Annotated in this window: 25 protein-coding genes; 13 read left to right on the forward strand and 12 right to left on the reverse strand. The window is 51.0% G+C overall.

Annotation, left to right across the window (positions count from 1 at the left end; all coding sequences use genetic code 11):
• Positions 1–3: 3 nt before the first annotated feature.
• From accD to ACEW81_RS07565, 3 genes are all read right to left on the reverse strand, one after another.
• Entirely contained in the window at positions 4–930 is a 927-nt protein-coding gene (gene accD, locus ACEW81_RS07555; protein WP_373532359.1) for an acetyl-CoA carboxylase, carboxyltransferase subunit beta, read from the reverse strand.
• 214 nt (positions 931–1,144) lie between these two features.
• Positions 1,145–3,376 (reverse strand): hypothetical protein, encoded by a 2,232-nt coding sequence (locus ACEW81_RS07560; RefSeq protein WP_373532360.1) that lies wholly within the window; start codon positions 3,374–3,376, stop codon positions 1,145–1,147.
• 232 nt (positions 3,377–3,608) lie between these two features.
• Positions 3,609–4,793 carry a murein hydrolase activator EnvC family protein gene (locus tag ACEW81_RS07565; protein ID WP_373532361.1) on the reverse strand — a complete coding sequence of 395 codons (1,185 nt, stop codon included), beginning with the start codon at positions 4,791–4,793 and terminating at the stop codon, positions 3,609–3,611.
• A gap of 351 nt (positions 4,794–5,144) precedes the next feature.
• Here ACEW81_RS07565 and ACEW81_RS07570 point away from each other — a divergent pair, with 351 nt between their 5' ends.
• On the forward strand, positions 5,145–5,300 hold the full coding sequence (locus tag ACEW81_RS07570; protein ID WP_373532362.1) for a hypothetical protein: 156 nt from the start codon (positions 5,145–5,147) through the stop codon (positions 5,298–5,300).
• 168 nt (positions 5,301–5,468) lie between these two features.
• Positions 5,469–6,752: a methionine gamma-lyase family protein gene (locus tag ACEW81_RS07575; RefSeq protein ID WP_373532363.1), complete on the forward strand. Its 1,284-nt coding sequence runs from the start codon at positions 5,469–5,471 to the stop codon at positions 6,750–6,752.
• On the opposite strand, the gene dnaA is transcribed toward ACEW81_RS07575, so the two are convergent.
• Positions 6,749–8,146 carry a chromosomal replication initiator protein DnaA gene (gene dnaA, locus ACEW81_RS07580; protein ID WP_373532364.1) on the reverse strand — a complete coding sequence of 466 codons (1,398 nt, stop codon included), beginning with the start codon at positions 8,144–8,146 and terminating at the stop codon, positions 6,749–6,751. The two genes, ACEW81_RS07575 and dnaA, sit on opposite strands and share 4 nt — an antisense overlap.
• A gap of 417 nt (positions 8,147–8,563) precedes the next feature.
• Here dnaA and rpmH point away from each other — a divergent pair, with 417 nt between their 5' ends.
• From rpmH to ACEW81_RS07600, 4 genes are read left to right on the forward strand one after another with little or no spacing between them, the layout of a single operon-like run.
• A complete protein-coding gene (gene rpmH, locus ACEW81_RS07585; RefSeq protein WP_303673882.1) occupies positions 8,564–8,698 on the forward strand; it encodes a 50S ribosomal protein L34 in 135 nt (44 codons plus the stop codon).
• Between the two features lie 26 nt (positions 8,699–8,724).
• Positions 8,725–9,120: a ribonuclease P protein component gene (gene rnpA / locus ACEW81_RS07590; protein WP_373532365.1), complete on the forward strand. Its 396-nt coding sequence runs from the start codon at positions 8,725–8,727 to the stop codon at positions 9,118–9,120.
• Positions 9,121–9,171: 51 nt separating this feature from the next.
• On the forward strand, positions 9,172–9,435 hold the full coding sequence (yidD, locus tag ACEW81_RS07595) for a membrane protein insertion efficiency factor YidD (protein WP_373532366.1): 264 nt from the start codon (positions 9,172–9,174) through the stop codon (positions 9,433–9,435).
• Positions 9,432–10,511: a YidC/Oxa1 family membrane protein insertase gene (locus ACEW81_RS07600; protein ID WP_373532367.1), complete on the forward strand. Its 1,080-nt coding sequence runs from the start codon at positions 9,432–9,434 to the stop codon at positions 10,509–10,511. Before yidD ends, ACEW81_RS07600 begins: the two co-directional genes overlap by 4 nt.
• 20 nt (positions 10,512–10,531) lie before the next feature.
• Here ACEW81_RS07600 and rsmB read toward each other — a convergent pair whose 3' ends face one another.
• The 4 genes from rsmB to def all read right to left on the reverse strand — a co-directional run bounded on the left by rsmB (position 10,532) and on the right by def (position 14,373).
• On the reverse strand, positions 10,532–11,860 hold the full coding sequence (gene rsmB / locus ACEW81_RS07605; protein ID WP_373532368.1) for a 16S rRNA (cytosine(967)-C(5))-methyltransferase RsmB: 1,329 nt from the start codon (positions 11,858–11,860) through the stop codon (positions 10,532–10,534).
• A complete protein-coding gene (locus ACEW81_RS07610; protein WP_373532369.1) occupies positions 11,860–12,576 on the reverse strand; it encodes a zinc metallopeptidase in 717 nt (238 codons plus the stop codon). Before ACEW81_RS07610 ends, rsmB begins: the two co-directional genes overlap by 1 nt.
• Positions 12,577–12,643: 67 nt before the next feature.
• Positions 12,644–13,693 (reverse strand): methionyl-tRNA formyltransferase, encoded by a 1,050-nt coding sequence (gene fmt, locus ACEW81_RS07615; protein ID WP_373532370.1) that lies wholly within the window; start codon positions 13,691–13,693, stop codon positions 12,644–12,646.
• Between the two features lie 110 nt (positions 13,694–13,803).
• Complete coding sequence (def, locus tag ACEW81_RS07620) at positions 13,804–14,373, reverse strand: peptide deformylase (protein WP_373532371.1); 570 nt, start codon at positions 14,371–14,373, stop codon at positions 13,804–13,806.
• 95 nt (positions 14,374–14,468) lie between these two features.
• On the opposite strand from def, the gene ACEW81_RS07625 reads away from it, so the two are divergent.
• The 7 genes from ACEW81_RS07625 (at position 14,469) to pyk (ending at position 21,534) form a co-directional block, all read left to right on the forward strand.
• Complete coding sequence (locus ACEW81_RS07625) at positions 14,469–15,260, forward strand: DUF4129 domain-containing protein (RefSeq protein WP_373532372.1); 792 nt, start codon at positions 14,469–14,471, stop codon at positions 15,258–15,260.
• On the forward strand, positions 15,253–16,584 hold the full coding sequence (locus tag ACEW81_RS07630; protein ID WP_373532373.1) for a DUF4350 domain-containing protein: 1,332 nt from the start codon (positions 15,253–15,255) through the stop codon (positions 16,582–16,584). Before ACEW81_RS07625 ends, ACEW81_RS07630 begins: the two co-directional genes overlap by 8 nt.
• On the forward strand, positions 16,553–17,542 hold the full coding sequence (locus ACEW81_RS07635; RefSeq protein ID WP_373532374.1) for an AAA family ATPase: 990 nt from the start codon (positions 16,553–16,555) through the stop codon (positions 17,540–17,542). Before ACEW81_RS07630 ends, ACEW81_RS07635 begins: the two co-directional genes overlap by 32 nt.
• Positions 17,543–17,579: 37 nt before the next feature.
• Positions 17,580–18,428, forward strand: coding sequence for a dihydroorotate dehydrogenase electron transfer subunit (locus ACEW81_RS07640; protein WP_373532375.1), 849 nt, complete (start codon positions 17,580–17,582; stop codon positions 18,426–18,428).
• Entirely contained in the window at positions 18,416–19,354 is a 939-nt protein-coding gene (locus ACEW81_RS07645) for a dihydroorotate dehydrogenase (RefSeq protein WP_373532376.1), read from the forward strand. The genes ACEW81_RS07640 and ACEW81_RS07645 overlap by 13 nt, the downstream gene beginning before the upstream one ends.
• Positions 19,355–19,484: 130 nt before the next feature.
• Positions 19,485–20,060 carry a DUF4352 domain-containing protein gene (locus ACEW81_RS07650; RefSeq protein ID WP_373532377.1) on the forward strand — a complete coding sequence of 192 codons (576 nt, stop codon included), beginning with the start codon at positions 19,485–19,487 and terminating at the stop codon, positions 20,058–20,060.
• Positions 20,020–21,534 (forward strand): pyruvate kinase, encoded by a 1,515-nt coding sequence (gene pyk, locus ACEW81_RS07655; RefSeq protein WP_373532378.1) that lies wholly within the window; start codon positions 20,020–20,022, stop codon positions 21,532–21,534. The genes ACEW81_RS07650 and pyk overlap by 41 nt, the downstream gene beginning before the upstream one ends.
• 19 nt (positions 21,535–21,553) lie before the next feature.
• On the opposite strand, the gene ACEW81_RS07660 is transcribed toward pyk, so the two are convergent.
• From ACEW81_RS07660 to ACEW81_RS07675, 4 genes are all read right to left on the reverse strand, one after another.
• Positions 21,554–21,967 (reverse strand): DUF4112 domain-containing protein, encoded by a 414-nt coding sequence (locus tag ACEW81_RS07660; RefSeq protein ID WP_373532379.1) that lies wholly within the window; start codon positions 21,965–21,967, stop codon positions 21,554–21,556.
• Positions 21,968–22,063: 96 nt separating this feature from the next.
• Positions 22,064–23,857, reverse strand: a complete 1,794-nt coding sequence (hflX, locus tag ACEW81_RS07665; RefSeq protein ID WP_373532380.1) for a GTPase HflX — start codon at positions 23,855–23,857, stop codon at positions 22,064–22,066.
• A 154-nt stretch (positions 23,858–24,011) separates the two neighbouring features.
• On the reverse strand, positions 24,012–24,227 hold the full coding sequence (locus ACEW81_RS07670; RefSeq protein WP_373532381.1) for a hypothetical protein: 216 nt from the start codon (positions 24,225–24,227) through the stop codon (positions 24,012–24,014).
• Positions 24,228–24,410: 183 nt separating this feature from the next.
• Positions 24,411–25,457 carry an ABC transporter ATP-binding protein gene (locus ACEW81_RS07675; protein WP_373532382.1) on the reverse strand — a complete coding sequence of 349 codons (1,047 nt, stop codon included), beginning with the start codon at positions 25,455–25,457 and terminating at the stop codon, positions 24,411–24,413.
• Positions 25,458–25,509 lie beyond the last annotated feature (52 nt).

The following is a 25,509-nucleotide window of genomic DNA, read 5'->3' on the forward strand; positions in this document are numbered from 1 at the left end:
TCCTTATGACAACGCCCCAACCGCCGAGCCTGAAAAATCCGGTTTAACAGGCGCTAAACCGGAAGACTGACGATGCAGTCGAATCAAACTGGCTAACATGGCGCCTAACTCCAAACGAGGCAAGACCATATCCACTTGACCGTAGTTCAGCAAGTAGTTGGCCGTCTGAAAATCGGCGGGCAGTTTTTGACGAATGGTTTGCTCAATAACCCGACGACCGGCAAAGCCCACTCGGGCGCCTTCCTCAGCGATAATAATATCGCCCAGCGTACCAAAACTGGCAGTGACGCCACCAAAGGTAGGTTCCGTCAAAACGGAAACGTACAACAAGCCCGCTTCATGCAACCGGGCCAGAGCCGCGCCGGTTTTCACCATTTGCATCAGGGAAAAAGTCCCTTCCTGCATACGAGCGCCGCCGGATGAGGAAAAAATAACCACCGGCAAGCGATCTGCCAAGGCCCGTTCAATGAGCCGGGTAATTTTTTCACCCACCACACTGCCCATACTGCCGCCCAGGTATTTAAAATCCATCACCGCCAAAGCCACTGGCTCCCCGGCAATTAAGCCTAACCCGGTGACCACGGCGTCATTCAGCCCTGTTTTTTGATGAGCCTCTTGCTGGCGTTTCAGGTAGGGTTCCGTGTCGGTAAAATTAAGCGGATCAGAGGGGCTTAAATCCGCGTCCAGCTCTAAAAACTCATCGCACAACTGCTGAATGCGGGTGTGTGCGCCAATGCGAAAATGATAGCCACACTGGGGGCAAACCTGCGCGTTTTTTTGAATCGCCTTGGTGGGCAAATTTTCCTGACAGTTAAAACACTGCGTCCAGAGACTGCAGATTTCTTCATCCGTCAATCGGGTATTCATGGCGGCCACATCCAGCCGGGTGGACTTATCTCGCTTGGAGGCAAACCAATCTCTGAGAGACATACACGCTTTTCCTGCAAATTTTTAACGGATGGTTCCGTACTCAACCGGGAAGGGCCATGGAGAAGCGCCCTTCAGGGAGTAACATCAATAAACCTGAGTCTAACATAATTCCGGCAGGCTTCCAAAGGGTTAACTTTCTACCTTTAGAACCGAAAGAACGGACAACCTCTGCGGTGCAGAAACAGTACCAGCAGCATCTAAGGAACCATGCCTCCTAAAACGTGGCGGTGGATGCCTGTTGGTTGAAGTTGGCAGGCTGCATAATCCGCATTTTGTCAAAGTTGACAACGGAGTTGTTAGCCCCTGGAAAGTAGTTAAAACCAAAGTAAGAACGTCGATTGATAAAATCGTAACCAATGGTGGCCTTCACATCGGTGGGACCCACCATCATGTAAAACGAATTTCCAACCGCCAGCGCATTGCGGGCGTTATCCCGGTTCAAGCTAAAGCTGCCATTGTTTCCCACGCTTAAAAACTTGTTAACCCGCACCAGGTTATTGACCGAGAGGTTTTGCGCCCCGCCATAGTAGCTATCAAAAACAAAGGGCGATTTGCCGAGCGTATGACTGACCGTATAACCCAAATGGGTTTGCAATCGACTGCCCAGCAAGTTCAGGTGCAAGGTAGGGCCAATCCGCCCCAATCCCACAAAATCAGCGGACGAATAGGCGGAAGTAATCAGTTGGGCCCGTAAGCCCATAGAGGCATATTTGCCCATGCTGAGCAAAGGCGCCGTATTTTGGAGCTGCAACTGTACCTGGGCCCGTCCCAGCATTTGCGGGGATTGATCTTTACCAGCCTCTACAAAGTAGTTTTCCCGAAAGTTGGGGAAAAAATTGTCTCGGGCATAACCAATGCTTTCAAAAGAACTGAGCTGAAACTTTTTAAAATCTTTCAACACCCGGTAATCCGTGACTTGGGCAATGTAGTTGGGACGTTCCATTTGCCCCAACAGGCCGTTTACATACCCGTCATTATAAGAGGCCATGACATGAGTGTTATCGGTAATTCGGCGATCTGCAAATAAAACGGGTGAACCCACCCGGCTGTTAAAGCCCAGGTCCACGCTGGTGTCAGCATCTCGATAATGGAGCAAGCCACCCAGACCAAAGCCATTGTCAATTTGTTTACCCGTTCTGCCGTTAGCAGACCAGAAACCCGGAGAACCATAACTGACAAAAGGCGAAACCCTTACAGAACCCCGCCCCACATGGAAATCCCAGCCCGGACCGGCATAAGCACCGCCATAGGCCTGGTAAGCGCCCACATCGGGCCCCAGGTACTGAATGTTTTTATTGGGGTTGTCATAGGAAAAATCGGTGTTGGGAAAGGTAAACAACTTATATTTGCCCGCATACAGGCTAGGGCGCTTTAAAGTAATGTCGTCATACCCATCCTCGTGACGAACCACCTCAATCTCTTTGGCCTTAATATTAAAGCGAGAGACTTTATCAGGCGCTTCTTCAAAACTTTCCTTGCCCCGCTTCAGTTTTTCCAAATCCTCAAATGTTTTTTGCTGATCGTAAGTCAGCGTGTTGAGCCGCATGGCCCGATCCTGATAGGCTTTTTTAGAGTACTCACGCCGCAATTTCGCTTGCTGAGAGCCTTTACCCGTGTTTTGACCCAAACTCTTTAAGCCGCCCTGGGCTGCCAGCTGCTGGTACACAATACCGCTAATAATAAAGCGGCCGTTTTCCATAATAATTTCGTTGTTGTTTACCAAGGCTTCCTGAGCTTTGACCCGAACCGCGGAAATGGTAGTAACCGGATCCGTAATTAAGGCGGACTTACGGGTTAAATCAATTTTGGCGTACTTGCCTTCGGTACGCTGACCGTTTTTGACAATCACCACATTGCCTTCCGCAATGGCCAGGTCCTGATTCTGATCATAAATCAGCTTATCGGTAAATAATTCCGAGTTTTGCTCGGAAATAATCATGTGTACCGAGCCGGTTGCGATATAAACATCCAAATCTTTGTCATAATTGAGGTTGTTGCTGTTAATATCCACCATTACCGCACGGGCCTTTACCGGCTCTTTGCCGGAGGGGCTATTATCAGCGGCCTGGGTATCCAGTTCCGGTTCCAGCATGGCGGGCAGGGGTTCAGTCTCAACAGCAGTACTGCCAGATGTTGTTGTCTTGGTGGGTTCTTGCGGCAACTGTGCCTTGGAAGGTAGCTCCAGCGGCATGGCCAGCTCTTTTTTCTGATCAGCCTCTTTAGCAGTCTCTTTGACTGGCTGAAACCTGGAAACCATGTTCATCATCAACATGCTGGCCGCCGGATCATTGACGATTTGAGCCTGAGCAAGGCCCGTACCGGCCACAGACAGCAACACAGCGCAACTCAAGCTAAACTGAACAGACTTGGCAAGCCCTGCCACAGACATTCTGGCGTCCCAATCCAGAAAAGGGTTGGCAAAATGTTCGTCGACCGGCTGATTCATCTGTAAAGTTCCTTCTGTGGATAAAGCCAGGAGTGCTGGGTGAAATGAGTAAGCTGTAGCGTATATAGCATGCTGATAAGACTGATGTGTGAGCACCTTAGAAGTCCTGAAGGATAAAATGTTCTCACAACGTACAAACGCTTTTAATATTTTCTTAACATGTGCCCAAGTATTCTACCAGAATTTGAACACCAATTGGATAAAGTCCATCCATTCTCGCAAATTGCCTAATTTACAAATACCCCATGGGGTTGACAGGCGCCCCGTTTACCCGAACCTCAAAGTGAAGGTGCGGTCCAGTAGAGTATCCGGTGGAGCCTTCCGCCCCAATGGTCTGGCCCTTGGAAACATTTTGCCCCACCGAAACCGAAATTTGGGAGAGGTGACCATATAAGGTCACCAGGTTTCTGCCCCCACGGTTTCCGTGGTTCACCATAATGGCCTTGCCGTAACCACCTTTCCAGCCCGCGAAAATCACTTCCCCCCCGTCTGCAGCGTGAACCGCGCCACGGTTGGGGCCTGCGATATCCAAGCCGGTATGGGTAATGGTTCTACGGTGAATGGGGTGAAACCGGGAACCAAAGCCGGAAGATACCCGCCCCTGAATGGGCCACATAAAGCTGCCGGTGCTGTTTTTAACCACCGTAAAGGATTTTTTCTTCGAACTCATTAGCGCCCGAATTTGAGCGGTGGTGTTCTGGGATTCGGCCAGCAGTTCGGATTCTGCCCGCTGATAAAAAGCGGCGTCATTGCGATAACGGTCTCTGAGGCTGCGATCAATTTCGATGGAGCGCTGAATTTCCACATTTTTAACGCGAATGGTGGCAATGGCCTGACCAATCACCGTTTTCTGGCGGGCAAAGTCGGCCTTCAGGTCGTTCAGCTCCTTAATTTTGGAGCGAAAATCTTCCAGCAGCTTCTTGTCCTGAGCCATAATCTTTTTCTTGTAGTACATGCGGTCCAGCAAAGTAGAGAGATCTTTGGCCTCCAGCATCATCTGAATCATGCTCAAGCGCTCTCCCATATAGAGATTTCGCAAGCGCAAACCGGCATTCTGCCCAAGCCGCATGGCCTCACCCAAAGTGGCATCCAGCCTGTTATCCAGAAATACGAGTTTATCCCGGGTTTGATCCAGCCGTTGCCTCTGAAACTCCAGCGAACGGCGCTCCCGCTCTAACTTTCGCTGATTGGCGGCCACATTTTGGTTCATGGCTTGAGCGGCCCGCATTTTTTCCAGCTTTTTTCGTCGCATTAAAGCGGCTTTAGACTGTAAAGAGCTGGTTTTCCCTTGCAGTTCCTGAATGCGCTGCTTATTGTCCGCAAAGCCGGGGTTCAAGAAAGTGCCGAACACCATTAACCCCAATAAAGCGGTGCAAACAAAAGATTTAAAGCCGTTACAGCGTGTCAAAAGTGCCATAATCGCTATCAGAACAAGAAAATATAACTGGTCACCAGCATGGAAATGACCATTAATAAAGCAATCCAGCGGGCGCTTTTCTGAAAAAAGTCGTTCATATTACCTCAAACCAAATGGGAATCTGAATCCTGCGGACAAATCAGGGTGGATATAAAAAATACCCTTTCAACTGCCATTACCATTATATATGATAGGCAGTAGGCACTTGTCACCAACCACTGATCAATCACAGTTGCTCGTTTATTACAAAATGTTAAACCATTTGGACGGGATTGGCCAATTTCCTAAAGGTTTCCCTTAACGCGCCGATAGCCTCGAGTATAGAAACGCTACGGTGGAGGCAACAATCTGATGGTACCTCAAAATCGTAAACCGGTTAAAAACACTGCGTTTTCAGTGCATTTTGTGATTAAAGGCGCAGAAAAACGGCGTTCGCTGGCTTATGCCAAGGCAAAAGTTTTACAAAACGAATTGGGTGTGACCCCTCACCTGGTCAGCGTGAAATAACCGCTGGTTACCCTCACACTTTGCGTTGAATCGACTTAAAAGCCAACCTGCTTCCTTCTAGCCGGTTGGCTTTTTGAATGGTTTTATTTCAGATACTTCCTCAAATGCAGCATAAAAAATTAAGATCAATCAATTTGCGACCCAATTTTCTGTTATGGTAACAGCACTATGAGCATCATCCCCCCTCCCTCCCATTCTCGGCTAATGGCCGTGGAAGCCCAATTGCAAAACACCATTTGGCCCCAACAGGAAGCCGTTTACTACCAAACCTTTGAACGGGTGCTAAACGGTTTTGTGAAATACAAGGTGGGCGAAGAGCATTTCCTCTCTGTAACCGGCTATGGACACGATGACTTGGGCCGGGATGTGACTGACGCTGTTTTTGCCCATGCCCTTCAAGCGGAAGCGGCTCTGGTGAGGGTCCAAATGGTATCCGGCACCCATGCGCTGGCCGTGGGGCTAAACGGTTGCTTACAGCCGGGGGATACCATGCTTTCTATCACCGGCCGCCCCTACGATACGCTGGAAGAAGTGATTGGCTTACGGGGCCATAGCCGCCAATCGCTGGCCGCCAAAAATATCGGTTACGATGAAATTTCCATATTCAATGCGCCCGCTGATGCCGAAACCGCCGTGGGCTATTCCGTACGAACCGCTTTTACGGAAGCAGAAGCCCAAAAAATCCGGCAAGCCAAGCTGGTGTTCATTCAACGCTCCAGAGGCTACAGCCTGAGGCCCTCTTTAACCATTCCTCAGCTGAAAAGCTTGATTGAGGCCATTAAAGCCATTCATCCCCACGCTATTGTGATGGTGGACAATTGCTACGGCGAATTCACGCAGGCTGAAGAACCCACTGCGGTGGGTGCGGACCTGATTGCGGGTTCTCTAATTAAGAATCCGGGCGGGGGCATTGTGCCCGCAGGTGGTTATGTAGCCGGACGCGCCGATTTGGTGGCTGCTTGCGCCGATTATTTAACCTGCCCCGGCGTGGGTGCGGAAGGCGGATACACCTTTAACCTCACCCGGCTGCTGTTGCAAGGGCTTTATCTGGCCCCCGGCATTGTGAAAGAAGCCCTCAAAGGCATGACCCTGGCCGCAAAGCTTTTTGAAGAAGCCGGTTACGATACCGCCCCCCACTGGCAGGATAGCCGCAGCGATATTATCCAGATCTTAACCCTGAGAGATCCCGATAAACTGGTTCAATTCTGTCAGGTGCTGCAAAGCCTCAGCCCCATTAACAGCCACGTTACCCCCATTCCAGCCAATCCCCCCGGATACGCCGATGAAGTGGTCATGGCAGGTGGCACTTTTATTGATGGCTCCACCCTGGAGCTTTCAGCCGATGGGCCTTTGCGCTCTCCTTACGCCGTTTACTTGCAAGGCGGGCTTACCTACGCCCATACCCGGCTGGCTGTTCAGAAAATTCTGGAGCGCTTGGGCAACTGCGGTTAGCGGGGCTTGATTCGGCCCCGAATTTCCTCAATCTGCTGCTTCAGCACCGGATGACTTTCCAGCTCATCCTTGATTTTTTCGTAGGCGTACATAATGGTGGTGTGCTTACGCCCGCCAATCAACTCCCCAATTTTAGGAAAGCTGGACTCAGTCATTTCCCGAATGACATAAATGGCCACCTGTCTGGCATGAGACAAATCCTTGGCTCGGGAAGGGCTTTTTAAATCCACCGAGCGCATGTGATAATACCCCGCCACGGTTTCCAGAATGTCTTCCAGTGAAACACGCCGGTTATCCACCGGGGTGCCCAATACAGTTTGGGCTACCACCAAATCGATGGCGGTACGGGTCAGCATGCCGTAAGCGGCCACTTTGTTCAGCGCCCCTTCCAGTTCCCGGATATTGTTGGGGTGGCTTTCCCCAATAAAATTGAGTACATCCATACCCACCTGAAAATTCTCACGCTCCGCCTTTTTTTGCAAAATGGCGACCCGTGTTTCCAGGTCAGGTACTTGTACATCGGCAATCAAGCCCCACTCAAAGCGGCTTCGCAAGCGGTCTTCCAGGCGAGACAGGTTCTTGGGCGAACGGTCGCTGGACAAAATGACCTGCTTGCCCGATTCGTGCAAGGCGTTAAAGGTATGAAACACCTCTTCCTGGGTGCGGGTTTTGCCTTCCAGAAACTGCACATCGTCAATAATCAAAATATCATTACGACGGTAACGATCCTGAAAGCCCTTCATGTCCTTTTGACCCAGGGCGTTAATCATGTCGTTGGTAAATTGTTCCGCCGTCACATAACGCACTTTTAAATCGGTGTGGTGCTGCAAGGCAAAATGGCCAATAGCCTGCATTAAGTGTGTTTTGCCCAAACCCACCCCGCCGTATATAAAGAAGGGGTTGTAACTTTGGGCGGGGGTTTCGGCCACAGCCAAGGCCGCCGCATGACAGAACCGGTTATGCTGGCCCACCACAAACGATTCGAAGGTATAACGAGGGTTCAGGTTACTGCGGGTGGTACGAGGGGTCCAGGGGCGATTGGGCAATTCCTTGGCGTTCAGAACCTCCTCGGTAGCCGTCTCTTCATCCTCTTTAGGCTCAATCACTACCACAGCCACTTCCATGGCGTGGCCCACCGCCTCGCTAAAGGCCGCCTTTAACTCATCCCGGTAGCGTTTTAAAATTAACTCCCGGTTGAACTCGCTTTCCGCCTTAAGTGTAACCGCTTTATCGGTTACTTTTTCAATCTCTAGCGGACTAATCCAGGTTTCAAAGCTGGGTTGGCTCATGCGGCCCTTTAAATCGGCTTGCACTTTCTGCCAAAGCAAAGCCGAATCCTGGCTGGTTTGTGATGACTGTTCACTGGAACCGGAGGTCAGAACTGATGTCGTCATAAACGCGTAACCCTAACCCTTCCTTCGATATAAAACTTGTAAAAGTTCAGGCCCACAGGGCTTTAATACAAACACACACCTATGAAACACAGGCCAAGAAAGCAATTTAACGAGGCCGTCAAACGAATCACCTCGACTCTCTGGCGAAGTGGTCTATGTTCAAGAATTTCAGTCTAGCATAATTCAAATGGCGCTTTGAGGAGCGTATCAAAGCTTTTACATAAAGATTTTTTGCGGTATTATTTCGCAACGTTCACCCTGTAAAAACGCTGGTCCTCCCGCTCTTTTCATCGTGAATCTGGTATTTCGCACGGATCAGCACCGCTTGGGCCTTGCTGACTAAACCGTGCAATCCGTGATTTTTCATGGATAATATTGCTCACTCAACATTCAAGCGCTCTAAAAAGGAGATCTCCCATGAAACGTACTTTGGAAGGGACTAAACGCAAAAGACTTCGTGTCAGCGGCTTCCGTGCCCGTATGGCCACCCCCGGTGGTCAAAAAACCCTGAACCGCCGTCGGGCCAAAGGGCGTCATAAAATCGCCATCTAGTTTAAAGCTGAGCGAACCACGCGCCCGTGTTACCCAAGCCTAACCGCTTGAAAGCCAAAGGTGAATTCAAACGCACCTTGGCTGGCCGTAGATTGTGTGGCAATCAATTTTTTGTGCTTTACGGCCTTGCGGCTTTACCGGTCGCAGGGTCTTTTGCCGCAAATCAGCCCGAAAAACGGGTAAAGCGACCCACCCGTGTGGGCTTTATTGTCAGCAAAAAAATTCACAAACGGGCTACCAAACGCAATCACATCCGGCGACGCTTGCGTGAACTGGTTCGGGCTCACTTTCAACAAACTGAAACAACCACCGTGGAAGGATACAGGGCACTGGTGTTTATTGCCCGCCCAGAAGCCCTAGGCGCCGGGTTTCAGGATTTAAAGCACAAAATGGAACGCTGTCTGCAAAGTATACGTCCCTAACCAAAAGTATTTTGATAGCGGACTTATATCATCAATCAACATAGAAATACGATGCCGAAATCGCTTGTTCTTGGTTTAATAAAGGGCTACAGGATGACCGCCGGACTTAGGCGATGGTTTTTGCCTCCGGTGTGCCGATTCCACCCCACTTGCTCCCTTTACGCTTATGAGGCCGTTGAGATTTACGGGGCAGGTAAAGGTTTATGGATGGGGCTAAAGCGATTGTTAAAGTGCCATCCCTTACATCCCGGCGGCGTGGATCCGGTTCCCGTCCCCTCACCACCAAACTCAGTTAACCAGGAGATTTCCCTGTGAACATTATTAACCAGGCCATGTTGTATCTGTTAAACGCCATTCATGACTTTGTGGGCAACTACGGTCTGGCTATCGTGCTTTTAACCGTGGCCATCCGGCTTATCTTGTGGCCTTTGAACTCGGCCCAAACCCGCTCCATGCGTAAAATGCAGGAATTGCAGCCCAAGCTGAAAGCCCTGCAGGAAAAATACAAAGGCGAGCCTCAAAAAATGCAGGAAGCCATGATGAAGTTCTACAGCGAGAACTCCTTCAACCCCTTGGCTGGCTGCTTGCCCATGCTGGTTCAACTGCCCATTTTTATTGGTCTGTACGGAGCGCTTAGCAGCCCCCATTTTTTAGCGGAAACCGTGCATGAAAAGTTTTTGTTTCTAGACAACCTGTCTCACACCCTGCAAAGTCATGCCGGTCAATCGCTGGATAACACCTTTAACGTGGAAAAAGATGACGCCTTTTCCGCCGATAAAACAGTCATTTTAAACATGACCAGTGGCAAAACTCAGGAGCAGGAAGTCACCAACCAGCAAAAGCTGATTACCACGTCCCCTAAGCCAATTTTGCCCGGATCGCCGGTGACCATGGTGCTGGATTTCAAACACCTGGGCCTGAGCGATGATTATAAAAATCTGGTCAAATCCGCGGAAGTGCTGGTGGTTAACGAAAAAAGCCGCGAGCTGGAGCGGGTTCACTTCAACAACGTAAACGGCGCACTCACCCAGGAAGTTCCTACCTTGCCGGGAAAAACCCAGATGAACTGGGATGTTTTGGCCTTAATTATCATTTACGCCTTGTTAACGCTGGCTTACCAACAGTTAATGACCGCCAAACAACCCAAGGCCGCTAAAGATGACGCAGCGGGACAAGCCATGCAGTCTCCTGCCATGAAGTTTATGCCGCTGATGTTTGTGGTGGTGATGTTCTTTATCCCCATCCCGGCTGGCGCTTTAATTTATCTGGTGGTGACCACGGCCTTAATGTTGATTCAAACCTTGTGGGTCAACTATAGCGAAGACAAAAAATCTGAAAACAAAGAGAAGCCTTCCAGTCAGGTGGTCGACATCAAGGCGGATCGGGTTTAGTTCAGAAAAAAATAAAACAGCTACAGTTTTTTAATCAAGCGGGCGGCATAAAAACCGTCCGCTTTGGTTTGAATCAAGCGCTGCTCATCATTTTCCAGCGTAGCTTCCAGGGTTTCCGCCAAAAAGCTTTGGATTAACTGTAAATTCTCTTCCGGCAAAATACTGCAAGTACTGTACACCAGCACCCCACCGGGCTTTAGCAGAGCAAACCCACGGCGCAGCAAGGCCCGTTGCAATTTGTTTAAAGCCCCTAAATCCAGCTTTTTGGCTTGGGGCAGCATTTCCGGGTGACGCCGCAAAGTACCCGAGCCACTGCAAGGGGCATCGACCAACACCTTATCAAAGCGCAAGTCGCTGGCGGCTTCAAACGTCAGCCCATCGCACTGCTGAACTTTAACGCAAGCAACGCCCAACCGCTGAATATTCTCTTCCAGCAGGCGCAAACGCTCTGGTTTTGGCTCAATGGCCAGAATATGCCCGGCGTTCCCCATTAAGGCCGCCAAATGGGTGGTTTTAGAACCCGGCGCGGCGCAGAGATCCAGAATCAGCTCCTCCGCCTGCGGGTTTAAAAAACGGGAAACCCACATAGAGGCCGCATCTTGCACATAAAACAAACCCGCCTCGTAACCCGGCAAATGACGGGGTGAGCCGGAAAACTCGGGCAACAAAAGCCCTTCGGGCAGATCCGGTAAAGCTTCAAAAACAATTTGTTGCTCTGATAACAGTTGCTGATACGCCTCCACCGAGGTTTTCAGGCAATTCACCCGAATACTCAGCGCTGCGGGAGACTGTCCCGCTTCCGCCATGGCCAGCAAATCCGGCAAGGGGTAATGTTTCAACAACCGTTCTGTCCACAACACGGGCCAGCCAAATTTACCCAGCAAATAACCCGACACATCGGATTCCACAGCGGGAATGGCGAAACCGTCGCCCTCCAACCGGCGCTGCGCTTCTCGCAACACCGCATTGAGGAATTTAATGGTTTTAGGCGAGTTTTTTTGAACCTTGGCCAATTCCACCGAACTGTTAATGGCCGCATAAGCAGGCACCTGGCTCAGCCCTTCCAGTTGAAAAAAGCCCAGCCGCAACAAACAACGGATCTGAGGCGTTAAATTTTTCAAAGGGCGCCCGGTCAAGCTTTTAATCCATTCGTCATACACCAGCCAGCGGCGTAAGGTACCCATTACCAAAGCCCGACAAAACCCGCGATCCTGCTCGGATAAATCGGGGTGCTTGCTTAGCACAGCCTGTAACAGGCTATCGGCTTTTACCTTTTCGGGTCCAGCTTTTTCAAACCGAAATAAAACATCCAGTGCCAGTTTCCGGGGCACGTCCTTTAATTTAGCCACTAATCATCCCGTCTAGCGCCCATTAGGCGAAAAACCCAGTACATTAATTCCATTAAGGCATACATGGCGGTGGCCACATAGGTAAACGCGGCGGCGTTCAATACTTTTTTAGCGCCTATCATTTCATCGGCATTCAGGTAGTAATTGGTTTGCAGCACCTTTAAAGCCCGACCGCTGGCATCCAGCTCTACCGGCAAGGTTACAAAGTGAAAAGCCACGGCCATGCCGTACAAAGCCACCCCGGCCAAGGCCACATAAAAACCCATTCCGCCCGATTGGGGGCCAAACCCCAGAAAAACAGCGACCATGAGTAAAATTGGCCCCATCTGGCTACCCAAATTAGCCAAAGGCACCAGGCTAGAGCGCACCACTACCGGGTAAAACCCTTTGTCATGCTGAATGGCGTGTCCGCATTCGTGAGCGGCCACAGCCACACTGGCTACAGAAGTCCCTCGAAACACATCGGTGGACAAGCGCACTACTTTTTGAGACGGATCATAATGATCGCTCAGAAATCCGTCCACCATTTCTACCGGCACATTACGGAGGCCATGCTCATCCAGAATCTTTCTGGCCACGGCCTCTCCGCTCACCCCACGGGAGGTGCGGACTTCACTGAATTTGGCCACCGTTTTTTTTACCCACATTTGCGGGATGAAAACAAGAGCCATGCCCACCAGCATGATGACTAAATATAGGGGATCTTGAAAAAACATATCCGTTACCTCGTTTCAGCGACTGGCATCCGCCTATTTAGATGAGCTGCGGGTCAAAATGTTCCACTCAAGCGGGCAAAGGGGCCGATTGATGGGGGCTAAAACACCCCAACTGGCGGGTACCGTTGACGGCCTTGAAATATCCCAAGGCCCAGTCTCTGGCAGGCATTTCTTTTTTGCCCGCTGGCTGAAGGCTCAGGATTTCTAGCGTTCCTTGCCCTGTTTGAACCAGCAAACCTGTTTCTATAATAGCCAAAATTTGGCCGGGTTGGCCGGTGTTAATCATTTCTTCAGATTGATCAGAAGATTGATCAGGGGAATGATCAGCAGCGGGCGGTTGATAGGTTCGTACCTTCAGCAACTTCACCCGCTCGCCTTCCAAAAAGGTAGCGGCACCGGGGGCCGGATTAAACGCCCGAATTTTCAACTGCAACTGATCCGCAGAGGCCTGCCAGTCCAGAATGGCGTCTTCTTTCTGGCACTTGGGGGCATGCGTGGCCAACTCATGGGCTTGCACTTCGGGTTGCACAGAGCCATTGACCATCCCCACCAGGGTATCCACTAGCAAAGGGCCCGCCGATTCCGACAAACGCTCGGTGAGCTGACCCATGGTTTCTTCCGGGCCAATGGTTAAGGTGTGCTTGAGCAACATGGGGCCAGTATCCACCCCCAATTCGGTGAGCATGGTGGTAATGCCGGTTTGGGACTTGCCTTGCAAAATGGCCTGCTGAATGGGATTTGCCCCTCGAAACTCGGGCAAAAGCGAAGCATGGGCATTTACCGTAGCCATTTTTGGGATATCCAGCACTTCCTGGGTTAAAATTTGTCCAAACGCCACGGTCACTAAAAAATCGGGAGCCAGCGACTTTAAGTGCGCTTTCAACGGCTCGTCTTTTTTAATGGATACAGTTTGAAACACGGGCAAGCCAAGTGTATCGGCCAGCGTTTTAATGGGTGGCGGGGTCAGCTTTTGGCCCCGACCCGCAGGACGATCCGGCTGGGTGATGACCGCCGCAATTTCAATGCGATCATCCGCCACCAACGCTTTTAAAGCAGGAATGGAAAAAGCCGGGGTGCCGAGAAATACAATTTTAATGGGTGCGGAATGGCTGCTCATAAGGGTTCACCTGTGTGACGGGGTTGGGCGCTGGTGGATGATAACTTGCTGTCATCATAGCAACAACATGACTACCGCCCAAGCGTTGAGGCATGCCCCTGACCGTTTGGCTACATTTTAACGCCAGCCAAAGCATGATCCAGGTCAGGCTCCAGCAACATTTTTTCAGGCTCAATGGGTGGGAGGTGATGCTCTGACAGTAACTGATCGGTGGTAAAGCGATCCACCACGTGATCCACGAACAAAACCCCGTTCAAATGATCCAGCTCGTGCTGAATGGCCCGACACAGCAAGGTGCCGGTCTGCACGGTCATGGTCTGGGTTTTGCCCTTCATATCCATGTAACGAACTGTAATGGAGTCATAACGTTTCACATCGGTATAAACGCCCGGAAAGCTCAAGCAACCTTCCCGGCTAATAATGGCGCCTTCCCGTTTAATAATGACCGGGTTGATAAAGGTCATTTGCGGCAAGGGATTCTCATCGGTGGAGCAATCCAGCACAAAAATACGCTTGAGTTCCCCAACTTGAGGGGCAGCCAGTCCACAACCGTTGTACGCGTACATGGTGTCAAACATATCGGCCACCAGCTTCTGGATTTTGGCGGATACCTTGGCCACCTTCTCGGCTTCCTGACGCAAAACGGGTTCGCCGTAATTAATGACTTTCAAAACGGCCATAGACTTGGGGAATCTCCTTCGGCATGTTGTAAGATCAAAGGGAGGTTTTACTACATAGTCATTATAAGCCCAAGCCTGGAATTTTCGAACCCCCCATGACCATTGGCGCCCTAAATCACCCAACAATCCAAACAGCGGCAGGTGCCAGCACCGCCAGCCCAACCGCGCCATTAACATTACCGGGCTTTAGCGGAGAACCAGTTAATATTCACCCCGCTTTAGAAGAAGTGCGTCGCCTGCCGGAATTTCAGCCCCCATCCCCCTCCCCCGTGGATGAGTGGCTGAAACAGCCCTGGATTCAAAAACTGTTTAAAGAGGCGGGGCAAGCACTGGAGCAAATGCTTAAAGGCATTGGCGATATTTTTGGCCGTATTCGACCTGAAGGCATACCCCACTTACCGCAAAATATCCGGGATATTTTCAGTGGCTTTATCGGTTTTTTGCTGGTTTTAGCCGGACTTTACGCTTGTTATCTTTTAATCACGCTGGTTTTACGCTGGCAAAACCAAAAGGGCAAACCGCCTTTAGAAAAACCCCGTTTTTTTGAGCAAACCTTGCTCATCAACTCCACATCTCACTATCAGCAAGCCCAGCAAGCGGCGGATAAAGGGAACTACAAAGACGGTATTCAAGCGCTTTACCTGGCCACACTATGCCTGCTGGATGAAACCCAGTTGATGCCTTATGAATTAACCCGCACCAATCGGGAGTATCAACGCGGCTTAGCCGAGCAATCCCGACTGGACCTAAAGCAGGCATTTGTCAACCTGGCAAGAGTGTTTGAAGGCATTCGCTACGGCAATCAAACCGCCGATCTGGCTCAATTTCAAGCCAGCCATCAGCACTATCAGTATTTTCAGGAAAAATTAGCGGTGCCTTATGCCTAAGCCGTTTTCAATGGGTGTCATTCAAAAAAAAGCGCTGCTTTTACCACTGTTTCTGCTGGGTTTGGCCGCTTTAACCACCCTCACCACCTTTTTAGCGCAGGATCAGAAACCTCAAACAGAGGCATTGGCACAGAATTCCATTTATAACAATGGTCCCTCTGGCTACAAAGCCTGGTTTTTAACCGCCCAAAAAGTGGGCTTACCCATTCAAGCCTGGGAAAACAGCTTTGAGGAGCTGGATACTTTACCCGTCCCAAGCACCATGCTGATTGTAAAACCCTTTACCGTATCAGGCCCCAATATTGTGTTTGGAAAAAACGAGGCCAGCCAGCTGATGGCTTGGGTGGCCAAGGGCAATACTCTGGTTTTGCTGGATGACTTTAAGCGGTTTGGGTCCAACGCCATGGTTCGGCAATTGCAATTTAAAACGCAGCAAACCATTACCCCGCAGTCCATCAAAACGCCTCAAAACCCGAAAGCCTTTCCCCCAAAAGCCTTGACCCTTTCCAGAATGGATAAGCCCCTTCAAACTTACATTCAAGCCCCCATTCTCAGCCAAAGCCATATTTCCCTGCAATCCATGGCCCCCAGCCCGATGGCGGCGGAAGCCATTTTGACCGACCGGGCCGGGAATCCGCACTTGACCAGTATCGCGTACCGCAGTGGCAGGCTAATTTTGGGAACCACCACCGACCTGGCCGAAAACCAGTACTTAAACCAGCCCCGCAACGACAATTACCAGTTTTTAACCAACCTGTTAAAGCGGGAAAACAAACCCGTGTATGTGAATGAATTTGTACATGGCTATGTGGCCAATAGCGACCTGTTCGGTTACTTCCAGAAAAAAACACCGCTGGGCGACATTTTTGCCCAGTTAATCCTGTTTTTCTGCCTACTGCTCTGGATCAGCTTCGTGCGCTGGACTCCCAAGCCACAAGAACAGGCGGAACCTTCTGAAACCCTTAATTGGGGCGGACAAACCGCCTATATTCAATCGCTGGCGGGCTTGTATCTAAAAAGCAAAGCCCCCCTGCTGGCGTTAGAGCCTCAGTTAAAACAACTGGAAACCACCTTGCGCCAGCGCCATCGATTAGGACTAGAAGAAGACGCCCACCTTCAGGATTTGCTCACCACCCTTTTTGCCGATTATAGTAGTATAGAAGACTGTCCAACCCGATTGCTGGAAGCCTTGAAGCTGGCCAGACAGGTTGTACAGGAAAAAACACCCCTGCTCCCGCAAGATTTACTCAAAATCTCGCAACAATTAACCCGAATTGAGGAAAGGCTGCGCCATGGAAACCGAACATTCTCCAACCAGCGGTGAAACAGCGGCCACTCAAATATCGAGAATTGCCAAAACCCTGAAAAGCCAGTTGGAAACCGTCATTTTTGGTCAGGGGGAAGCCATTGATCTGCTTTTGGTGGGTCTGTTGTCCGAAGGGCACATTCTGCTGGAAGGCTTGCCCGGTACCGCCAAAACCACACTGGTTAAAACACTGGCCCGACTGCTCAGTCTGGATTTCAACCGCATCCAACTTACCCCGGATATGCTGCCCGCTGAAATCACGGGAACCAGTATTTATGACCTGAACACCCGTAGCTTTTCCTTTAAGCAAGGGCCTATTTTTACGGATTTACTGCTAGCGGATGAAATTAACCGCACCCCGCCCAAAACCCAGTCTGCCTTGCTGGAGGCCATGGAAGAACAACAAGTGACCACGGACGGGCAACGCAACCCACTTTCGCCCTTGTTTACCGTAATTGCCACTTTGAATCCGGTGGAGTTTGAAGGCACGTTTCCACTACCTGAAGCCCAGCTAGACCGTTTTATGATGAAAATCAATATCGGCTATCCCGCCGCCGGAGCGGAAAAGCAGATGCTGAGCGAATTTGCCAGCCACGCCGGAAACCGCTACCTGTATCAGAAAGCCCTCACCCCGGTGGCCAGCAGAGAGGACATTTTGCACTGCCGCAAGCTGCTGGGCCAAATTATGGTAGAAGACAGCCTGCTGGACTATATTCTGCAAATCATTCAGGACACCCGCCAAAATCCCAATATAGAGCTGGGCTGTAGCCCCCGATCAGCCTTGTCGCTGTTGGCGGCAAGCCGAGCCCACGCCGCCATTGAAGGGCAAAGCTTTGTGACCCCGGATAACGTGAAAGCGGTGACCGGCGCCGTGATTCGACACCGCCTCATCCTCACGCCTGAAGCGGAGCTGGATGAACTGACCCCCGATCACATGGTGCAGCAAACCTTAAACAAAATTCCGGTTCCTCGTTAAGCCCACCCTCATTTTTAAAAAACAGGTCCTCCTTTATATGTCTCTCGCTCACACCCCCATTCAGGATATGCGCTGTCAGGTTATCTTTAACCGGGAATGCGGCAATGGGCTGAAGGTACTACGGTTACAGACTTTGGATACCCCATTCGCCTGCCTGCCGGGTCAGTTTGTAATGCTGGACTTGCCGCAAAGCAAGTTTTACTTCCGGCGTCCGTTCAGCGTGATTGACACCCCAACCCCTGACACCCTGGACATTTATTACAAGCGGGTAGGCACCGGAACCAGCCTGATGTGGGACTTTCAGCCGGGAAATACCCTGAAGTGCCTTGGGCCTTTGGGAAACGGTTTTAGTACGCCCCGTCAACCTGAATCGGCCTTGTATATTGGCGGCGGCATCGGGATTGCGCCGCCTTACCTGATGGCAAAACGCCAATCCCATGCAGGCCATTGCTTTTACGGGGTTCGCAGCGCCGGGGAAGTGGGGTTAAGCGATGAACTCAACATCCTGTTTGGGGAAAATTTGAATATCGCTACCGATGACGGCTCACACGGATTTCATGGAAATGTTTGCCAATTGCTCGAACAACGCAAACCTATGATTTTAAGCGCCCAAGAAGCTTACGTTTGCGGCCCCACCCGCATGATGGAAGCAGTGGCCGAGTTGCTAAAAGCCATCAACCCCGCCCTTCGCATTGAAGTATCTCTGGAAGAGCGGATGCCCTGCGGCACGGGTGCTTGTACGGGCTGTGTCACCCCCCGCACCGATCGCTACCTGCCTTCTAAGGTTTGTATAGAAGGGCCGGTATTTGAAGCGGGCCTGATTCGCTGGCAAGGCGATTTACTGCCGCTCAGCGCATTTTGCGAGGACAGCCCATGCCCGCTATAGCAAACCCTTTGGCGCTTTCTGTGGCGGGGTTGAACTTTGCCAATCCACTCCTGAATGCCTCCGGCGCTTTCAACGCCGCTTTTTTCAACCAGTTGTACCCGCTTAAAGAGAATATGGGCGGCATTGTTACCAAAACCGTCACCCAAAACCCGCAAGCCGGGAACCCCCAACCCCGCACCGTAGAATTGGCAGGCATTGGCATGCTAAACAGCATTGGCCTGCAAAACCCCGGCTTGGCCTACACCCTGGCCCAGGAAATTCCAGACTTGAAGGCCACCGGCCTACCGGTTATCCTCAGCATTTCGGCTCATAGCAGCCTGGAATTTGCCCAAATGACCGAATTGGCGCTGAATCATCCCAATGGAAAGCTGATTGAGGCCATTGAGTTGAATTTATCCTGCCCCAACGTGGCCAAAGGGGGCATTCACTTTGGCAGCGCCAACGATTCGGTGAAAGAAGCCTTGCTGGCGGTTACTTCCATTTGCGCAAAGCCGGTATTTGCCAAACTCACACCCAATGTCAGCGACATTGTGAGCATTGGCGGGGCGGCCATTGAGGGTGGGGCGGCAGGCTTAACCGCCATTAACACCGTATTGGGTGTGGCCATTGATATCCGGCGTAAAAAACCCATCATGCCCAGAGTTTCAGCGGGTTATAGCGGTCCCGGTATTAAGCCCATCGCCCTGCACGCCATTTGGCAGTTGCATAAACACTTCCCCCAAACACCCATTATTGGGGTGGGTGGCATTAGCAGCGCTGAGGATGTTCTGGAATTTATAATGGCAGGGGCTTCGCTGGTGCAGGTTGGCACCCTCTGTTTTCGCCACCCCATGATATTTCAGGAAATAACCGAGACGTTAAGCCGTTTTTGCGCCGATGAACAGGTTGCCACGATCTCGGCGTTGACCGGGTGCGCCCACGGTTAACGCTTTATTGCTAAAATGGGCTAAAATGGAACATCGAAGCGGATGGTATAGGATACACGCGCGCCAGCGACTTTATCAATGAGTTGGCTGTTCCCTGATTTGTCAGTTTAAAGAGAGTCAAAGGAAACGCATGCAAAATTCTAACGTGTTCAAATCCCTGTTTGTTTTGAGTTGTTTTGGCTTTCTAGCGTTTAATAGCTTTATTTTTACTGGCTGCGCCAATCAAAATAAAGCGTCTCAGGAAGAGACCAAGGAAGACGTGGTATCCCTGCAGGTCATGCAACTGGATCAATGGTCTAAACTGGATGACAAAATTCCCGATGGGCAATATCTGGTGGCCAAAGTACAGGTCAAAAACCTGAGCAATAAAACCCTGGTGATGCCTCCGGCTGACTTTGCCCTTCAAAACATCACCGATGATGAAAAGGATCGTTACTCTCAGCCCGTTGAGCGCTATATGACCCTTCCCTTCGCCAATACCTATGGCACCCTGCTACGAGATAAACTGATAGACACCACCGACATTAACCTGTACCCTCGCATGGAACTGGAACGATATTTCATATTTATGGTACCCTCGAATGCGAAGGCAGAAGGGTACCAGCTTACCTATGTACCCGAAGCAGTCTCCGCACCGTTAGTCGTCACCGGGATCACCACCATTCATGACCATCGCAACACAAATGACCTCCTCCCAACCGAATAACCATGCGCCTCAGCATGAAGATATTAACCTGTTAAACCGCACCAAAATTGTAGCCACTCTGGGTCCTGCCACAGACAGCCCGGAGCGGGTAAAGCAGCTGGCTCAGGCTGGCGTCAGTGTTTTTCGCCTGAATATGTCTCATGGCAACGCCAATGAGCAAGCGCCCCGTGTGCAAATGATTCGGGACGTGGCCGCTGAACTCAATCGGCCTTTGGCCATTTTGGCCGACTTACAAGGCCCCAAGCTGCGTACCGGCTACCTGAAAGATAACCAGCCCATTCCACTGGCCGATTATTCGATTGTGGAATTCACCTCTCGCACCCGCGAAAGCTCGCCCGGCATTGTGGCCACCAAATATGGCGAACTGATTGCCGTACTGGAGCCAGGGGCTTTGATTTTGCTGGATGACGGTAAAATCCGCCTTGAAGTGCTGGAAAAAGTGACCCCAGAAACGCTGAAGTGCCAGGTGGTACAAGGCGGTATTCTGGAAGCCCGCAAAGGCATTAACATTCCCGGCACCACCCTGCCCATTCCTTCCTTAACCGAAAAAGACAAGGAAGATGTGGCCGCCGCCGTGGCCGCCAAAGTGGATTATATCGCCCTGTCCTTTGTGCAACGCGCGCAAGACATTGTGGAATTAAGAGAATATGTAAAATCGCTGGGCTATGTTTGCCCGCCAGTGGTGGCCAAAATTGAAAAGCCACAGGCCCTGAAGGATATTGATAATATTATTCAGGAAACCGATGCCCTGATGGTGGCTCGAGGCGATTTGGGCGTTGAGCTTCGCCCGGAAGAAGTGCCAGTGGCCCAGAAAATGCTGGTGGCTAAAGCCAATTTAGCCGCAAAACCGGTCATTATCGCCACCCAAATGCTGGAATCCATGATCCATTCCGTTCAGCCCAGCCGTTCCGATGTCAGCGACATCGCCAACGCGGTGTTTGACGGGGCGGACGCGCTGATGCTGTCGGGAGAAACCTCCGTTGGTTCTCACCCGGTGGAAACCGTGGCCATGATGGGCCGCATTATTAGCCAGGCCGAAAAAAGCATCTTCTCCAACACGCTGGATCGCCAGCCTGAAGAAAGCAAAATTGTTTCACCCAACTTCTATCACGCCATTGCCCAAACGGCGACCTACGCCTCTCGCAAGGCCAATGTAAAAGCGCTGGTGGTATTTTCCAGCTCTGGCAGTATGGCCCAGCGTATTTCCAAGCTAAAGCCCAGCCGTCCTATCATTGCCTTAACCCCAAAATTTGAAGTGGCCAATCGCATGTGCTTACTATGGGGCGTCATTCCCGTGGTCATTCCGCCTTCGGATCAAACCGATGTGATGCTTGAAAATGGCGAAAAGGCTATTTTTGACAAGCACTTGCTGGAAAAAGGCGAGAGCGTGGTTTTTTGCGCCGGTAACACCCAAATGAAGGGCGCTACCAACATGCTAAAAATCTACCATCTCGGCGAAGCTTCTCACCCATAAATAAAAAAAGAAGCTGTGATTAAATGGCAGGTTCTGCGGTGACATCAATGGTCGGCTGACCACTGGCATCGTAACGAAGGCCTATGCCGTGTTTTTGATAAGCCTCTTCCAGCAACTTCAGGTTCATCTGGTTGGACTTCCAGAACATGTCGGCCACATCGCCCACCACCGGAAGCAGACCCACCAGAAGATCCAGCAGGATATTAACGCCCATGCGCACCATCACCGCCTTGGGTAAGCGTAATTCATAAGCCACCCAAAGGGCATAGGTTGCTAATAGAGCCGCCACGGTATCCCCACCAATGGGTAAAAGCCCCAGTAACGGATCTAGCCCCACTTTTTTGCGGATAACGGGAATGGTGAAGGCAGAATCCAGCAAGTTGGCGATTTTACGCACTCGCTCAATAGACGGGTGGGCTGGTCTCACAGGCATTTCCCTTTCAGTCAGGCTATTTTCAGTTAAACCTGTTATATCGGCACTTCATTTTTACCAGAGCTTCATTCGCCAAAACCACCGAAGTGAAATCGTTTACCAATCGGCGCTTACTTCTTCCGAGGTCTGATTAACCTCAGACGATCGCTGGTTTAAAAAGTGCCGTGCGGCGGTTAGCAAATCAGGAACCCCCTGCCCCGTTTTGGCGGAAATGGGAAACACCGGCGTTTCGGCAGCCGATTGCAACAAGGCCAGTTCCTCATCATTCAGATCCAATTGATCCGTTTTGTTGCACAATGTCCAAATGGTGGGCGGCTCCAAGTCCAGTTCCTCCCACAGGGTATTTAACACTTCTCGTACCGATTCCATCTGCCCCAGCCGTTCAGGATGGCTCACATCCCACACATGCCACAACAGGTCAGCGGAAGCCGCTTCTTCCAGCGTGGCCCGAAACGCTTTAATTAAAAACGTGGGCAACTTGCGGATAAACCCAACAGTATCGGACAACAACACATCCTGCCCGGTTTCATAGCCATTGTCGCCTTCAGGAGCCAGATACAACTTGCGAATGGTAGGATCAAGCGTAGCAAACAGGCGATCTTCTACCAGCACATCCGCTTGGGTTAAGCGGCGCATCAGGGTTGATTTTCCGGCGTTGGTATAGCCAATTAAAGCGATCAGGGGTGTTTGAGACTGCTTACGAGACTGTCGCTGAAACTGGCGATGGCGCACCACTTGCATGGCCTCTTTTTCCAGCTGGGTGACCCGTTCTCTTAAAATCCGGCGATCGGTTTCCAGTCGGGTTTCTCCCGGCCCCCGAGTGGCGATGCCTCCCTTGGCACCCACAGCGGTTTGCTGGCTAAAAGTTCGGCCTCGCCCTTTGAGACGGGGCATTTCGTACTGCAACTGGGCCAATTCCACCTGAATTTTACCTTCTCGGGATTGAGCCCGTTGGGCAAAAATATCCAGAATCAGCTCGGTGCGATCAATGACCTTGACCCGCAAAATGCGTTCTAAATTTCGTTGTTGAGCAGGGCTTAGCTCATCATCGGCAATCACCAAATCAATGCGTAACTGTTGAATCAGAAACGCAAACTCATCCGCCTTGCCCGAACCAATATAAGTGCCGGGATCGGGATTTCGCCGGGTTTGAGAAACCCGCTCCACCACAATGGCCCCGGCAGACTTTGCCAATTGTCCCAACTCATCCAGGGTATCCTCTAACTCCCGCTCGGCCTTGGCTCCGCCGGTGTGAAGGCCCATCAACAAGGCCCGTTCTCCCGTTTTGGCCACCGCTTGGTGAGAAACATCAAATACCGGCTCCGTCCACTCCACCCAGGTTTCCAGCAGCTCTTCGGAAGCCTTGCGAGCCGTCATCAATTCCCCAATGTGACAAGAGCGTTTGGCTGGCCCATTTTCAACAGGCTCCAATGTGGGATGCAACAGGTAAAACCCGTCGCAAAACTGGGGATGCTCCCCAAATTGCTGGCTAAAGCCCCCATTATGCTTGGGGGAAATACCGGCCATCAGGATACCCACCGCCGGCAAGTGAAACTGCAAAACAGTCACCTGCTCTCCCAAGGTGGGTACCTTCCAGCCCAAGTGGGTGTGCAAACAATATCGCTTGGCCAACCCCTCGGTTAGGCTGGGTAAAGCAATGGGGAACTGATCCAGCTCCTCCACGTTGCCCACCACCACCAGTTCCACCCGACCCTGAAAATCCAGAAAAACGGTCAGTTCCCGCTTAGCCAGCAGACTCAGCTCGCACAACTCTTCCGCCAGTTCGTAAGAGAGCAAATGCCCTCCCTTGACCCGACGCTGGTAAAGCTTTTCCAGCCGATGAGACAGGCTTTTCTTGATTCCATCTATATTGCCGAGTAAACCGGGCATGCAGGGCCAGCCTTTCTTTCGATATATGCCTATTGTAGCCCACTTTCAGGCAGATCCAAGGCCAATTTAAGAAGATTGGCACGCCAAAAGGGAACCGCTGTGGGTTCCCTTCCGGTGATTCAGACTTTTAGGCCAACCAGTATTACGCCTAAAACTAATGCCAGCTTTCCGCTTTTCTGGGCTGTCGCATCAGCTTGCCTCGATTGTTGGTTTTCTGGCTCAGTTTGTTCAAAGCCTGATGGGCTTCTTCCAGAAACAGGATGCCATCGCCCTGTTGGCCCTCAAAATCCAGCACTTCGTCCACAAAAACCGGATCATCATCGGTACCGAAGCTAAAAATCTCGCCCCATTTTCCATTACGCGATTTCAAGACACAAACTCCTTATCAATCAATTGGGAAGCTCGCTGGTAACACCGGCGCATTAAAGCTATCGGCTGAGCCGCCGGAAACTTGAGCTTAATTCACAGAAGTTTTGCGTTGTTTTTACAGAAATTCAAATTCAAGCGCTCTCATCAAGAACGACAGGCAACCCAACTGTGTTTTTATAACGCCCTAAGCGGGTGAGGTGGGTAGATTATTAATTTCCGGCACCAAGTGGCAGTAGGCCGTGTGACCCGGCAAATACTCAATCCCCTCAGGGACTTCCTGCCTGCATTTTTCAATCACATAAGGGCAACGGGTATGAAAACGGCACCCACTGGGTGGATTGGAAGGACTGGGCAAATCGCCTTGCAACAATACCCGCTGGCTCAAATCAACCGTTGGATCGGGGATGGGAATGGAAGAAAGCAACGCCTTGGTATAAGGATGCAACGGTGTTTTGTATAAAGAGGCCGCTGGGGCCACTTCCACAATTTTACCAAGATACATAACCGCCACCCGGTCACTGATGTACTCCACCACGCTGAGGTTATGGGCAATAAACATGTAAGTGAGATTGAATTCTTTTTTCAAATCATCCATCAGGTTCAAAATTTGGGCCTGAATAGAGACATCCAGAGCGCTGACCGGCTCATCCGCCACAATAAAGCGAGGGTTTAAGGCAATGGCCCGGGCAATGCCTACCCGCTGGCGTTGTCCACCGGAAAATTCATGGGGGTAACGCCGAACGGCATCCCGAGGCAAACCCACCATATCCAGCAATTCAGCGACCCGCTGTGTTAAAGCGGCGCCCCGATGCAGGTTATGCACCTTGAGAGGCTCTGCCACCGTATCTCCAATGGTCATGCGAGGATCCAGACTGGAATACGGATTTTGAAATACAATTTGCATATCCCGGCGCAAGGGGCGCAGTTGGCTGTTGTTCAAGGTCGTCAAATCAACGTCATCCAGAAAAACATGGCCACTGGTGGGCCGAAGCAATTGAAGAATGCTGCGTCCCAAGGTGGATTTGCCGCAACCCGATTCTCCCACCACCCCCAACGTTTCACCGGCGTAAATGTTGAGATCAATATCGGTAACCGCCTGTACTTCCCCCACCTTGCGGTTAAAAAACCCCTTGTGAATGGGGAAGTGTTTGCGCACCTTTTCCAGCCGAATTAAGGGCTTGGCATTCCCGGTTGGGGTGTGGTTCTCTTCTTGGGTTTGATTAGCGCTCATTGCACTATTCTAACCGATTTCCAGCAGAAGGCTGAGGGTTCATCCACAAAAA

Source organism: Vampirovibrio sp., from assembly GCF_041737375.1.
Taxonomy (GTDB): Bacteria; Cyanobacteriota; Vampirovibrionia; order Vampirovibrionales; family Vampirovibrionaceae; genus Vampirovibrio.

What these genes read in the sequence shown, in the direction of transcription:
- accD (WP_373532359.1), bottom strand. Translation starts at nt 930, where the DNA reads ATGTCTCTCAGAGATTGGTTTGCCTCCAAGCGAGATAAGTCCACCCGG.
- ACEW81_RS07560 (WP_373532360.1), bottom strand. Translation starts at nt 3,376, where the DNA reads ATGAATCAGCCGGTCGACGAACATTTTGCCAACCCTTTTCTGGATTGG.
- ACEW81_RS07565 (WP_373532361.1), bottom strand. Translation starts at nt 4,793, where the DNA reads ATGGCACTTTTGACACGCTGTAACGGCTTTAAATCTTTTGTTTGCACC.
- ACEW81_RS07570 (WP_373532362.1), top strand. Translation starts at nt 5,145, where the DNA reads ATGGTACCTCAAAATCGTAAACCGGTTAAAAACACTGCGTTTTCAGTG.
- ACEW81_RS07575 (WP_373532363.1), top strand. Translation starts at nt 5,469, where the DNA reads ATGAGCATCATCCCCCCTCCCTCCCATTCTCGGCTAATGGCCGTGGAA.
- dnaA (WP_373532364.1), bottom strand. Translation starts at nt 8,146, where the DNA reads ATGACGACATCAGTTCTGACCTCCGGTTCCAGTGAACAGTCATCACAA.
- rpmH (WP_303673882.1), top strand. Translation starts at nt 8,564, where the DNA reads ATGAAACGTACTTTGGAAGGGACTAAACGCAAAAGACTTCGTGTCAGC.
- yidD (WP_373532366.1), top strand. Translation starts at nt 9,172, where the DNA reads ATGCCGAAATCGCTTGTTCTTGGTTTAATAAAGGGCTACAGGATGACC.
- ACEW81_RS07610 (WP_373532369.1), bottom strand. Translation starts at nt 12,576, where the DNA reads ATGTTTTTTCAAGATCCCCTATATTTAGTCATCATGCTGGTGGGCATG.
- fmt (WP_373532370.1), bottom strand. Translation starts at nt 13,693, where the DNA reads ATGAGCAGCCATTCCGCACCCATTAAAATTGTATTTCTCGGCACCCCG.
- def (WP_373532371.1), bottom strand. Translation starts at nt 14,373, where the DNA reads ATGGCCGTTTTGAAAGTCATTAATTACGGCGAACCCGTTTTGCGTCAG.
- ACEW81_RS07625 (WP_373532372.1), top strand. Translation starts at nt 14,469, where the DNA reads ATGACCATTGGCGCCCTAAATCACCCAACAATCCAAACAGCGGCAGGT.
- ACEW81_RS07630 (WP_373532373.1), top strand. Translation starts at nt 15,253, where the DNA reads ATGCCTAAGCCGTTTTCAATGGGTGTCATTCAAAAAAAAGCGCTGCTT.
- ACEW81_RS07635 (WP_373532374.1), top strand. Translation starts at nt 16,553, where the DNA reads ATGGAAACCGAACATTCTCCAACCAGCGGTGAAACAGCGGCCACTCAA.
- ACEW81_RS07640 (WP_373532375.1), top strand. Translation starts at nt 17,580, where the DNA reads ATGTCTCTCGCTCACACCCCCATTCAGGATATGCGCTGTCAGGTTATC.
- ACEW81_RS07645 (WP_373532376.1), top strand. Translation starts at nt 18,416, where the DNA reads ATGCCCGCTATAGCAAACCCTTTGGCGCTTTCTGTGGCGGGGTTGAAC.
- ACEW81_RS07650 (WP_373532377.1), top strand. Translation starts at nt 19,485, where the DNA reads ATGCAAAATTCTAACGTGTTCAAATCCCTGTTTGTTTTGAGTTGTTTT.
- pyk (WP_373532378.1), top strand. Translation starts at nt 20,020, where the DNA reads ATGACCATCGCAACACAAATGACCTCCTCCCAACCGAATAACCATGCG.
- ACEW81_RS07660 (WP_373532379.1), bottom strand. Translation starts at nt 21,967, where the DNA reads ATGCCTGTGAGACCAGCCCACCCGTCTATTGAGCGAGTGCGTAAAATC.
- hflX (WP_373532380.1), bottom strand. Translation starts at nt 23,857, where the DNA reads ATGCCCGGTTTACTCGGCAATATAGATGGAATCAAGAAAAGCCTGTCT.
- ACEW81_RS07675 (WP_373532382.1), bottom strand. Translation starts at nt 25,457, where the DNA reads ATGAGCGCTAATCAAACCCAAGAAGAGAACCACACCCCAACCGGGAAT.